This is a genomic window from Desulfotruncus arcticus DSM 17038 (assembly GCF_900113335.1).
Lineage (GTDB): Bacteria > Bacillota > Desulfotomaculia > Desulfotomaculales > Desulfallaceae > Desulfotruncus > Desulfotruncus arcticus.
In genome coordinates this window covers 460,463-472,256 of record NZ_FOOX01000002.1, presented here as the reverse complement: position 1 = coordinate 472,256, position 11,794 = coordinate 460,463, and the positions used below count along the sequence as shown (strand labels likewise).

The window sequence follows — 11,794 nt, the reverse complement described above, 5'->3', positions numbered from 1 at the left end:
AAAGTTTCATCGATTAAACTTGAAAAAACGATTAAAATGGAAAAACCCCCGCTCCATAGAACGAGGGTTATATATTTGCCGCCTGATCACATGCGTTTTTGCCGGCAGCCTTAATAAATTTAGCAATTAAGTGTGGGTCAAACTGAGTACCGGCCCCTGCTTTTAGTTCAACCAAAGCCTCAAAGTGCGACATCGCCTTGCGGTACGGCCGGTCGCTGGTCATAGCATCATAGGCGTCGGCTATGGCCAGTATGCGACACTCCAACGGGATTTCCTCCCTTTTCAGCCCCAGCGGGTATCCCTCGCCGTTCCACCACTCATGGTGCCTTAGTACCCACTCAGCTATTGAAGCAAGCTCGTTGGAAGACCTGGCAATGCGGAACCCAATTTCACAGTGACGTTCCATCTCTTTCTTCTCTTCGCCGGTAAGAGGACCCGGCTTAAACAAGATGCGGTCGGGTATACCCACCTTACCGATATCGTGAAACTGGGCCAACAAGCGAAGGTCGCTTAATTTTTCTTCCGATAAACGAATAATCGACGCTATGTCTATAACCAAATCCTGCAAGCGTTCCGCGTGGCCTTCAGTAATAAAATCTCTCGCTTTCAATGCTTTCATCAGTGTTTGTACAATGGCGCTGCGGTTACTTTGGCTGTGGTGCAGCTTATTACGATACATAAAGTCGTCTGCCTGCTTATACAACTGCATTAGATCATTGGCAGGATCATCCCCTATTGCGTATCCAACAGATAAACTCAGAGGCAGCTTGGGATTTGTTTTATTGTGTCCTGTAATGCCCTTACGCAACAACTGAGCAGTTTCCTCAACAATACCGGATCTAGTAACCGGAACCACAATACAGAATTCATCCCCGCCAACTCTTGCTGTTACATCTATATCCCTGGTCATTTTTTTAATTATCCGGGCAACGCATTTGAGCATCTCGTCACCGGCGTGATGCCCCATGGTATCATTCACCAGCTTTAATCCGTCAACATCACATATAATAACCCCTAACTTATATGTATTGTTTTCTAATAATCTAGCAACGTCCTGTTGGAAGCCATAACGGCTCTTAAGACCTGTTAAAGCATCATAGCAGCTTAAATACTGCATTTTCATTTCCAATTTCTTGCGCTCGGTGATATCAATGATAAAACCACGAAACCCAACAGCTTTCCCTTTACGATAAATCGGTGTTGATCTAATGATAACCGGGAATCTGGTACCGTCCCGGCGCTGGCCCGTGTACTCGTTGGGACCGGTATCCACACCCATAATCAACTTCTGAATATTCTCCTTAACCTTTGTCCTGTCTTCCGGCACTATAAAGTCAAGCACATTAAGTCCTTTATCGTAATCCTCCCGGGTGGCCTTCCAAAAAGCAAAGGCGTTTTTATTAACATAGGTGAGCCTGCCGTTTAAATCCATTTCATAAACAACATCCGGCAAAAAATCGGCCAGTTCCTGATATTTGGCTTCGCTCCGGGCCAGCATATTGTTCCTGTTCTGAAAATAATGAACCAGTAAACTGATGGAAATGCCGGTAAAAAAGAACGACGTCAGGAAATACCCCCAGTGCTGATATTGATCAACCGGATATAAAAACGGGCTGCCCAATATGTGCACACCATTGGCCAACATAAACCAACCGGCAAAACTTTTAAGCGAATCCTGCAAAAACATTCTGCCAGTTACAAAAAACATGATAAACAAACATATGCAGGCTGGAATAAAATAAAGCATAAACGGCAATTTGATAAAAATGCCTGTAATGTTAAAAATACCGGCCGCCAAAATGCCAAGGATTATGCTTTTGTTAACAGGCCGATCAAAGAACTCGCAGCTACCCAGGTATAACAACAGAGGGGCAACATATACCGATGCAATAGTATGAGTAATGATAAGGTTATCATTGTAGTGGAATATTAAAAACAGCAGCGCAATCAATCCTACAAGATTAATTAACCAGGACCAGGCCCAAATGTACATACACTTTTCCCAGCTTTGCAGATACAGGCTAAAAATTATAATTGTAAATACTGCCACAACCGATATGGCCCCAATAACAACATGTTCCATGCTAATATGTAACCCCCATTTTAAAAAAAGCGCCCAGTACCGGACGCTTTTCAAGAATGGATGCAATATTTTCATTTTTCGACAATATGCAAGATTATCCTTTAAAGTAAAACAATCTTTTTAAAAAATGACAGCCGCCCACTTACGCTATGGCGGGCTGGATGCGGGCACGGCCCAGGTAGGCTTGCTGCACTTTGGAATCGGACATTAACTCAGCCGAACTGCCGCTAATGGTAATGGTACCTCTTTCCATAACCAATGCCCTGTCCGCCACCTTTAGCGCAGCCCTTGTGTTTTGTTCCACCAGCATAATTGTTACCCCGGTTTTCTTCAGTTGGGAAAGGATAGACATAATTTCGCGCACCACCAGCGGAGCCAGGCCAACCGATGGCTCATCCAAAAGCAGCATTTTAGGGTGGGCCATCAGCGCTCTGCCGATGGCAAGCATCTGCTGCAGACCTCCGCTTAATGTTCCCGCCATTTCTTTTTCTCTGCCCTTTAAAGCCGGGAAAATTTCCATAACTTCACCGACGTCATTTGAAATAGTGGCTTTATCGCTGCGGTAACGATGATAGGCGCCGAGCATCAGGTTATCCAGCACACTTAAAGAGCTGAAAATTTCCCTTCTTTCCGGCACCAGGCTGATGCCCTGGCGCACCATTTTTTCGGGAGAGTTACCGGTTATATCTTTAGGTGTGTCACCTGTCCGCTTGAACATAATATTCCCTTTAACCGGTTTATTCAGACCGGCCAAAGTTCCAAGCAAAGTGCTTTTACCGGCCCCGTTGGCACCCAGGATAGCCAGCAATTCACCTTCTTTGACATGCAGGGAAAGTCCCCTGACTGCCTGCACGTATCCGTGATAAACGTCGAGCCCTTCTATTCTAAGCAATCTGTTCATCCTCCCCCAGGTAAGCCCTGATTACTTCCGGGTCGGCCTGCACTTCAGCCGGTGTTCCTTCAGCTATTCCCTGACCAAAGTTTAACACCGTGATGCGGTCGGCCACTTCCATCACAGTTTCCATATCGTGTTCCACCAAAATCATGGTTAAACCGTTTTCCTTCAATTTTTTAAGAAAACCGGCCAGTGTCTTGGTTTCAGTGCTGTTCAAGCCCGCTGCCGGTTCATCCAGCAGAACCAGCCGGGGGCCGGAGGCCAGCGCCCTGGCTATTTCCAGTAATCTTTGCTGCCCGAAGGGAAGCGCCGCGGCAGGCAGGCCGGCCGAACCGTCCAGCCCCACCTCGCCCAGCAAAGCCATGGAGTGCTCAATAATTTTTTTATCTTCCGCGTTTATACCGGGCCGCCGCAACATTGATTTGACAAAGCCGGTTTGGCCTTTTAAATGGGCGCCGGTCATTACGTTTTCCAGTACGGTCATACCACTGAACAATTGAAGGTTTTGAAATGTCCTGGTGATGCCCGCCGCGGCAACCTGATAGGTTTTTAGCCCGTCGAGCCGTTTAGCCAAAAAGTTAATGGCCCCACCGTCGGGCTGAAGCATCCCGGTGATCAAATTAAACACCGTGGTTTTGCCGGCACCATTAGGACCGATCAGAGCATAAATAGTGCCCTCGGTTACTTGAAAGCCAACATCCTTTACTGCGGCAACACCGCCGAAATATTTTGTAAGACCCTGCACTTCCAGCAGCACACTGGAAACCCCCTTCAATTAACTTCAATTAATCTCAATTAATTTCCACCCGCTCGGGTAAGCCCGCATCCGGTACGGCCGGCGTTTTGGCCGCAGGTGATTTGATAATTTGGCCGAAGGACCCGAGACCTTCGGGGCGATAGATCATTAGAACCACCAGTATCAGTCCAAAAAAGATTATCTCGTACTCACCACCGGCACCGGGGATAACCAGCGGTATCGCCCAGCGCAAGAGCTCTCCCAGCAGCACCACCAGCGCCGCCCCCAGCAAGGGGCCAAGAAAAGTACCCAACCCTCCGACCACAGCCATCAGCACAAATTGCACCGAGATATTAAAGCCGAAAGGCGCCGGGCTGACAAAAGTGATATAAAAGGCATAGAGCCCGCCGGCCAGTCCCGCAAGCAAAGCACTGAAAATAAAGGCCTTTAATTTTAGCTGGCTTGTATCTATCCCGGCGGTTTCAGCGGCATGCTCACTTTCACTGACAGCACGGAGCGCCCTGCCCATCCGCGAGCGGATTAAATTGTTAATGCCGAGTAAAACCAACAGCACCACGACCCAAACAAGGTAGAAAAATTTTAAATCATTGTCAAAGGTCAGCCCGCCAATTGAAAGGTAGGGAATTCCCGCAATTCCCGACGGTCCCCCGGTCAATTCCCTGGCCTCATTAAACATGGTATGGATTAGTATGCCAAAACCCATTGTACCCAGGGCCAGATATAGTTCACGCAGTTTGAGCGTCGGCCGTCCGATAACGGCTGCTATTAGCCCCGGCAGGATAATTGCGGCCAAAAGGGCTAAAAGCGGAGGCCAGTCATAGCGTGTTGTCATAATAGCAACTGCATAGCCCCCCAGGCCGAAAAAGCCGCCATGACCGAAGGATACCTGCCCCGCATAACCCATTAAAATTCCCAGGCCCTGCACAATAATTGTGTAAAGGCCGATGACAATAAGAACACTAAGCAAATAATTGCTGTCAATTACCAGGGGCAGGGCAAAGAAAAGCAGGATAACCGCCGGCCATAAAAAGGACTTATTCATCTTCAACCACACCTCTAAGTTGATACATTACGTTTCCCCGCCTTTTATTCACTAGATTTTGCGTTCACCCAGCACCCCTAAAATACCCTGCGGCCTTAGCAGGAGAACCGCCAGAAGAATGATTATGGACAGGGCATCTTTCAGCCCGGAGGATATCAAACCGGCACTGTAGGACTCCAGGACTCCCAGCAGAAGGCCGCCCAGCACAGCACCTCCGACATTGCTCAGCCCGCCGATAACTGCAGCCACAAAACCCTTAACCCCCAGCATGAAGCCCATATCATAAGTCGTCATGGTAACGGGGGCGATAAAGATACCCGCTGCCGCGCCCAGAGCTCCGCTCCCGATAAAAGCCCAAAAGGACACGGTATTGGGGTTGATACCCACCAGTCTGGCCGCGGTTCGATTGATAACAGCGGCTTTTACCGCCTTGCCCGCATAAGTCAGTTCAAAGAAAGCGTAAAGGACCGACAGGGTTAAAACAGCAAAACCCAGAATCCAAATACTCTGTGGGTTCAGGGCGGCCCCCCCGATGAAAAGGGGCCCGCCTTTGGAAAAAGCGGGAAGTGAATATGTGTCAGTGCCCCAAATTAACAACGCCAGGCCGCGTAAGGCGATTGACAGGCCGATGGTGATAATGATCAGGGTTAGTCCCGACGCCCGCCGGGCCGGATGAATCGCAGCCCGCTCCAAAATCCCGCCCATAATCGCCACCAGCAAAATCGACAGGATAAATGCAGCGATCATAGGTATTCCGGCTGCATACAGGCTGATTGCCAGCAGTGCCCCGATGGCAACAAATTCTCCCTGGGCGAGATTTAGAACACCGGTAATGTTAAAGGTGGTAACCAAAGCTAAAGCAATTAAGGAATATATACTCCCCAAGGTAAGTCCTGAAAAAAGAAGCTGCAACAGCTGATCGGACATATTAACACCTCTTTATTCACTCAATTAGTTGCCACTTGCTGTCCTTAATCTGTACCAGTACCATAGAATGCACACCAAGCCCGTTATGATCCTGGGGCGACATGTTAAATGTGCCGGATATTCCCGAGAATCCACTGGTCTTCTCCAATTCGTCGCGGATGGCGGCGCGATCCGGACCGGCCTTTTCAATCGCGGCCACTACCAGGTTAAAAGCGTCCCAGGCATACCCGCCAAAGGAATTCGGCTGCGTGTTATACTTGGCCTGGTAATCCGCCATATAACTTTCCAATACCTTTTTCTGGGGATCGCTGTCAGGAATTTGGGAAGCCACGGCTAACTTACCGATAGGTAAAATAACCCCCTCCGCAGCCCCCTGGGCCAGTTCGATAAACTGCTGGTTACCCACGCCGTGACTGTGGATCAGCGGTATGGACAATCCCATATCCTTGAAATTCTTAGTTATAATTGATGCGGAAGGAGGTATGGCCCATACAACAGCTGCCTGTGCCCCGCCGGCTTTTACCTTGGTGAGCTGCGGCGTCATATCTTTATCGCTGGCCTCAAATTTTTCTTCCGCTGCAATTTCAATGCCGTTTTCTTTGGCTGCAGTGGTAAACGCCGCTTTTCCCCCGTCCCCGTAAGCATTATTCATATACAGGAAAGCCACTTTGGTCAGTTCCCGCGCCTTAAGATAGGTAATGATATTCTCAACTGTTACAATGTCACTTTGGGCGGTTTTAAACACCCACTGCCGTTCATTCACGGGCTCAACAATGCTGCTGGCCGCAGCCATGGACATCATGGGCACCTCTGCACTTTGGACAGTATTGATCATCGCCATGGACGGGCCGCTGGAGCTACAGCCCAGGACAGCCAGCACATCTTTCTCAATTAACTTTTTAACTGCCAGCACCGCTTCGGTTTCTTCACTTTTATTATCCAAAATAGTTAATTCCACCGGGTGGCCGTTAATCCCACCGGCTTGATTCAACTGATCAACCAGCATAAGCAAGGTATCCCGCTCAGGGACGCCCAGAGATGAAGAGTTGCCGCTAATATCAACCACCGCGCCTATTTGATAAGGCTCATTGCCCTGTTCTTTTCCCTGTTCAGCACTTTCATTTCCGGCGCTATTTTGGCTGGAGGCACACCCACCTGCTATTATGCCAGCTATTAACAAAACTATTGCCAATAGTGTTAAAGCCATTTTATTTACCAATTTATTCAAATTTATCCCTCCTGAATTTAATTGATTATTCCGGACAAACCCCCATATTAAACTTACTTATATGAATTTATTACTATCACCTCCGGGTTTTACGCATATAAAAAGGCCACAGCTTTCGTGGGGACGAAAGCTGTGGCCTTCCGCGGTACCACCCCGTTTGGTTTCATCAAAAACCCTCTTCTAAAGGGTACGGGAATACCTGCACACCTGCCTGCCAAAAGGTGTACGTTACTATTCAGGTATTCAGAATTCAGCAGTTCATAATTCAGAATATTTTGAGATAATAAACCGTTCGCTCATTCTGACTACGAACTCCTGCTTACTGACTCCTGAGTAGTTACAGGTGTACTAAAAACAAAAAACATCTCATCCCCCAGGGACGAAATGTTACTCTCGCGGTACCACCCTTGTTGACCATAAAGGTCCACTCTTAGCAGGGTACGGGAAATATTCCTTATACCCCCTTCCTTTTAACGGTGGAAGTTTCCGTTCGGGCCTACTTTTTAAAATATTTCAGCCCGACAGTTCGGGGGAGAACTTCAACGATTCATACCTTGGAAGCGCTTTCAGTCGCGACGCTTCTTCCCTGAAAGGCTGTGTGCCGCCTACTTTTCCCCTTCATTACCTTTAACCTATTACTTGATCAATATCATAACATTTCTGTAAATAGCGGTCAAGAAATATTTCTAATGCCTGTTAGCAAGAAATCATTGGCAGCATCGTTAAACAAAAGCTGTTGACGGAAAAAATATAATACAGTAATATAGTAAGTATTCTAACTGTTTGCATTCTAATCTTTTCCATTCCAATAATACTGTGGGTGATGCTATGAATATTCAAAAAACCAAGGAATTACATGATTTATTGTATGCATTCATGGGTATGTTTCATGAAAAGTTTTTAATCCGTTTTCGCCATGAATATGACGGTCTGCCCTGGATTAAAAAAAATCATGCCAAGATTATGAACATTTTATACCAGCACAACCACTTGACTTCAACCGAGATTGGCAAAATGCTCGATATTGAAAAAGGCAGCCTTACAACCATTATTGACCAGTTGGCAGAAAAGGGCATGGTTATTCGTTTTAATGATGCCAATGACCGACGAAGGAATTTAATATCCCTTAGCACCGCTGGCAGGGATGAGATGAACAGGGTCATGGATTTTTACACCCGTAAACTTGACGTGTTTCTGCAAAAAGTTGATGCGGAAGAGATAACACGCTTTATTGACAGCTTACGGTATGTAGTATGGTTTATGAAAAAAATGTAAAGGAGCTCATAAATGGAACATAGCACCGAGATGAGAGATGACAGAATCGGCAGCCTGCTCTGGAAGTTCTCCTTACCAGCTATAGTGGGGATGCTGGTTAACGCGCTTTACAATATTATTGACAGGATATTTGTGGGGCATGGGGTTGGATCTCTGGGTTTAGCGGCAACAACAGTGGCCTTTCCCATCATGCTGATCATGATGGGTGTGTCAATTCTAATAGGTGTTGGCGCTACGGCATTAATTTCCATACGTTTAGGAGAACAGAAGCAAAAAGATGCGGAAAAGATTGCAGGCAATGGTGCGGTAATGTTGATATTATTGCCGCTGACGATAACGATAATCTATCTTTTATTTTCTGATCCAATTTTAAGACTGTTTGGAGCAAGCCCAGAGGTTTTTCCATACGCCCGTGATTTTACACATATCATTATGCTGGGGTCGATTTTTGGCTCCATCAGTATGGGCATGAACAACTTTATCAGGGCTGAAGGCAATCCCAGAATTGCCATGCTCACTCAGCTCATTGGCGTGTTTGTTAATATAATCTTAAATTATACTTTTATTTTTAAGTTAGGCCTTGGGATCAAAGGATCGGCTTTGGCAACAATCTCCGGTCAAATGGTTTCAGCAATCTGGGTGCTGAATTATTACTGGTCAGGCCGAAGTGTGGTTAAAATCAGGTTAAAAAATCTTAAGTTGCAGCTGCCCATACTTATCAGCATCATGTCCATTGGTTTTGCCCCTTTTGCCATGCAAATCGCCAACAGCATTCAGCAATTGTTGTTAAACAAAATCCTGTTGGCTTACGGTGGAGATTTGGCGCTTTCCGCTGTAGGAATAATGATGAGTATCGCAACTTTACTGTTAATGCCTTTACTGGGCATAAGTCAGGGAGCGCAGCCACTCATTGGTTATAATTATGGGGCCAGGCAATACCATAGAGTCAAAGAAACTTTGAAAAAAGCTATATTAGCTGGAACCTGCATTGCTTTAGTCTTTTATCTGGTAATTCATCTCTGGCCGGCCCAAATTATCGGGTTATTCAGTGAAAACAATACCGCACTAACACAATTGACTGCACATGCCATGCTGGTTTATTTTGCGCTGCTTCCGGTTCTGGCTATACAAATAATGTGTTCAACTTATTTTCAAGCTGTTGGTAAACCGGTTCAATCAACTATCCTCAGCTTATCCAGACAAGTATTGCTCTTTATCCCACTGCTGTTGATCCTACCCCGTTTCTGGGGCATTGACGGAGTTTGGAGAACGGCGCCTATCGCTGATGCGCTGTCAGTAATGTTAACCATCAGCATAATATATCTTGAAATAAAAAAACTGCCCGACACGAAGCTTACCAATAAGCTCACCGGGCAGCCTGATATTCTTAGCCGTTAAATGTCGAAGATCAGTCCGCAATCCATTATTGCAGTATTGGGATTGCGGACTGTATTGTATGTATCCCCAAAAACTTCACACCGCTATTTCATTTCCGGCTAAACGGGGAAGGGGACAACATGGACTATTGATAACTTAATATCTTATTGCCTGGTACACTGTTAATGGCATAGTAATTTTCCAACAACTCATTAAAGACATGATCCCATGATTTTTGAGCTGCATAATATACTGCATTTTTGGCCAACCTTGACCTTAGTTTTTGATCTCTCAGCATAAGCTCCATTTTTAAGGACAAGTCTTCTTCGTCTTGCGGCACACACGCAAGGCCATTGTAATTATGAATTAAATTCTCTTTAATGCCTCCGGCATAAGCCGCCACAACCGGAAGTCCCGATGCCATAGCCTCAAGTATTACTAAACCGTATGTCTCAGTGGTGGAGGGAAAAACAAAAGCATCACAGGACGCATAAATTTCAGCTAAAAAAGCACCTGTTAAGTAGCCGGTGAAAGTAACCCCTTGGGGTGCTTTTTGTTTCAATTCATGATATGATGGGCCATCACCGGTAATTACGAGGTGGGCGTTGGGATATTTCTGATAAACCCTTTGAAAAGCGTTAAACAGCAGCGTCAGGTTCTTTTCCGGCGCCAGTCTCCCCACGTAAAGAAAAGCAATTTTATCTTCAGGTACATACTTTCTGCGCACTATGTTGCTGTATCTGGCCGGGTTGAATAGAGTAATGTCGACGCCATTTCCCCATATTTTTACATTATTTATATTATTTATCTTAAGCAGTTTAGAGGTGTCCTCGGACGGGCAAAAGTTAGCGCCGCACCGGTTATGAAACCATCTCAAATATTGCCAGGCCAGGCCTTCAAATATGCTCAATCGATAATAGTTCAAGTAGCCCGGAAAATCTGTGTGAAACGATGCTACAAATGGGATACCTGTTTTGGTTGCCATTTTCAGGCCGCATAGACCTATCGAAAAAGGTGTCATCAGGTGAATAATATCCGGGGAAAACTCTTCGAGCTGTTGCCTTATTGCACTTAAACCGGGGAATGCTAATTTACACTCGGGGTAAAGCGGAAAGTTAATGCAAGGTACGGTAAAAACATTATAATTATTAATGTAAGTTGATCTTCTTCCATAATTTGGTGCAAAAATCACATTGGCAATGTTGTTTTGTTTAAGATAAGCTACAAATTTGGCAACAACCTGGGCCACACCATTAACTTGCGGAACAAAAGTGTCAGTAAATATGGCAACACGCATTATATTGGCCCCCTTAATTGATAAACCATTTGAAAAAAGTACAGGAAAAAGCCGGCGGTGGTGCGCTGTGCCCTTTTAACCAATATATCACCGGCCCTGTCAAAGTCTTTAACCGGGCTTTCCGGGCAAATCAGGTCCAAGTAAGCCATGGAAAAGCAAGCATTTTGACTCACCCACTCGCCGGGTGTCCGGCCCAAATTATAAATGCCGTCATCAAATACTGCATATTGCTCTTTACGCTTTTCTATCCAATTTTCGAAATCAAGGTGGCCTTCGAACAAACTGCAGGCAGCGTGGTGCGGAACACATAAATCCTGTACTAAATGCGCTGCAGCGCCCAACCAAAAAATAGCATCATTAAATTTGCCGTTAAGCCACAACAGCTTAGCTTGTGTTAGATAATCATTGCATTTTTGATATGCACTGGGCCATTTCCATAAGCCGGTGCCGGTAACGGGATTATAATGATGGCAAACACTTCGCACACCCCTGTCAGCCCAGGAACAACCGTTGTTAAGGTCCGACTTATATTTATTAAGTATTCTCGCCGCAAATTGGTGACCATCTAAAAACAAAATTTGTATTGCCCTGGCGTTAATAAATAAATGCGTGCTACTGCACCCCTTGACCCCTTGTGCAGGAATTATACCGGTATTAACAAAGGATTTTAAGGATACTAATGACTGTGCCACCGCACCAAACATAGCCTTCATTAAAAGACCCCTTACTTAACGGGCTTATTTTAATCATACCGACATTATCCCTCCTCGATGTAAACTGGCTGCAAAGATCGAGTAAAATCAACATTTATTTTTGTTAATTTTTAAATAAAGGGGGTCCTGATTCCGGACTTTAAGCAAAAAAGACGCAAGAGAGACGTCCGTCCCTCTTGCGTCCTTTCTACTACAACCTG

At 45.8% G+C, this 11,794-nt stretch carries 10 protein-coding genes and 1 other annotated feature; of the genes, 2 read left to right on the top strand and 8 right to left on the bottom strand.

From position 1 onward, the window contains the following. Nucleotides 1-67 precede the first annotated feature (67 nt). From BM056_RS04640 to BM056_RS04615, 6 genes are all read right to left on the bottom strand, one after another. Nucleotides 68-2,083, bottom strand: coding sequence for a diguanylate cyclase domain-containing protein (locus tag BM056_RS04640; protein ID WP_165613378.1), 2,016 nt, complete (start codon nt 2,081-2,083; stop codon nt 68-70). A gap of 142 nt (nt 2,084-2,225) precedes the next feature. Further along, nucleotides 2,226-2,975 carry an ABC transporter ATP-binding protein gene (locus tag BM056_RS04635; protein WP_092469161.1) on the bottom strand — a complete coding sequence of 250 codons (750 nt, stop codon included), beginning with the start codon at nt 2,973-2,975 and terminating at the stop codon, nt 2,226-2,228. Beyond that, nucleotides 2,968-3,735, bottom strand: a complete 768-nt coding sequence (locus tag BM056_RS04630; RefSeq protein ID WP_092469159.1) for an ABC transporter ATP-binding protein — start codon at nt 3,733-3,735, stop codon at nt 2,968-2,970. Before BM056_RS04630 ends, BM056_RS04635 begins: the two co-directional genes overlap by 8 nt. Nucleotides 3,736-3,769: 34 nt before the next feature. After that, entirely contained in the window at nt 3,770-4,777 is a 1,008-nt protein-coding gene (locus tag BM056_RS04625) for a branched-chain amino acid ABC transporter permease (RefSeq protein ID WP_092469158.1), read from the bottom strand. Between the two features lie 51 nt (nt 4,778-4,828). Continuing rightward, complete coding sequence (locus BM056_RS04620; protein WP_092469156.1) at nt 4,829-5,704, bottom strand: branched-chain amino acid ABC transporter permease; 876 nt, start codon at nt 5,702-5,704, stop codon at nt 4,829-4,831. A 16-nt stretch (nt 5,705-5,720) separates the two neighbouring features. Beyond that, nucleotides 5,721-6,911 carry an ABC transporter substrate-binding protein gene (locus BM056_RS04615; protein WP_092469270.1) on the bottom strand — a complete coding sequence of 397 codons (1,191 nt, stop codon included), beginning with the start codon at nt 6,909-6,911 and terminating at the stop codon, nt 5,721-5,723. 393 nt (nt 6,912-7,304) lie between these two features. Further along, nucleotides 7,305-7,563 (bottom strand) — a binding site (T-box leader). Between the two features lie 197 nt (nt 7,564-7,760). On the opposite strand from BM056_RS04615, the gene BM056_RS04610 reads away from it, so the two are divergent. Both BM056_RS04610 and BM056_RS04605 read left to right on the top strand, forming a co-directional pair. Then, entirely contained in the window at nt 7,761-8,207 is a 447-nt protein-coding gene (locus BM056_RS04610) for a MarR family winged helix-turn-helix transcriptional regulator (protein WP_092469154.1), read from the top strand. A gap of 12 nt (nt 8,208-8,219) precedes the next feature. Next, nucleotides 8,220-9,605, top strand: coding sequence for an MATE family efflux transporter (locus BM056_RS04605; protein ID WP_092469152.1), 1,386 nt, complete (start codon nt 8,220-8,222; stop codon nt 9,603-9,605). 124 nt (nt 9,606-9,729) lie between these two features. Here the strand turns inward: BM056_RS04605 and BM056_RS04600 are convergent, their stop codons facing one another. Further along, nucleotides 9,730-10,881 carry a glycosyltransferase family 4 protein gene (locus BM056_RS04600; protein ID WP_092469150.1) on the bottom strand — a complete coding sequence of 384 codons (1,152 nt, stop codon included), beginning with the start codon at nt 10,879-10,881 and terminating at the stop codon, nt 9,730-9,732. Beyond that, nucleotides 10,881-11,594, bottom strand: a complete 714-nt coding sequence (locus tag BM056_RS04595) for a zinc dependent phospholipase C family protein (RefSeq protein WP_092469148.1) — start codon at nt 11,592-11,594, stop codon at nt 10,881-10,883. Before BM056_RS04595 ends, BM056_RS04600 begins: the two co-directional genes overlap by 1 nt. Nucleotides 11,595-11,794 lie beyond the last annotated feature (200 nt).

What these genes read in the sequence shown, in the direction of transcription:
- BM056_RS04640 (WP_165613378.1), bottom strand. Translation starts at nt 2,083, where the DNA reads ATGGAACATGTTGTTATTGGGGCCATATCGGTTGTGGCAGTATTTACA.
- BM056_RS04625 (WP_092469158.1), bottom strand. Translation starts at nt 4,777, where the DNA reads ATGAATAAGTCCTTTTTATGGCCGGCGGTTATCCTGCTTTTCTTTGCC.
- BM056_RS04620 (WP_092469156.1), bottom strand. Translation starts at nt 5,704, where the DNA reads ATGTCCGATCAGCTGTTGCAGCTTCTTTTTTCAGGACTTACCTTGGGG.
- BM056_RS04615 (WP_092469270.1), bottom strand. Translation starts at nt 6,911, where the DNA reads ATGGCTTTAACACTATTGGCAATAGTTTTGTTAATAGCTGGCATAATA.
- BM056_RS04610 (WP_092469154.1), top strand. Translation starts at nt 7,761, where the DNA reads ATGAATATTCAAAAAACCAAGGAATTACATGATTTATTGTATGCATTC.
- BM056_RS04605 (WP_092469152.1), top strand. Translation starts at nt 8,220, where the DNA reads ATGGAACATAGCACCGAGATGAGAGATGACAGAATCGGCAGCCTGCTC.
- BM056_RS04600 (WP_092469150.1), bottom strand. Translation starts at nt 10,881, where the DNA reads ATGCGTGTTGCCATATTTACTGACACTTTTGTTCCGCAAGTTAATGGT.
- BM056_RS04595 (WP_092469148.1), bottom strand. Translation starts at nt 11,594, where the DNA reads ATGAAGGCTATGTTTGGTGCGGTGGCACAGTCATTAGTATCCTTAAAA.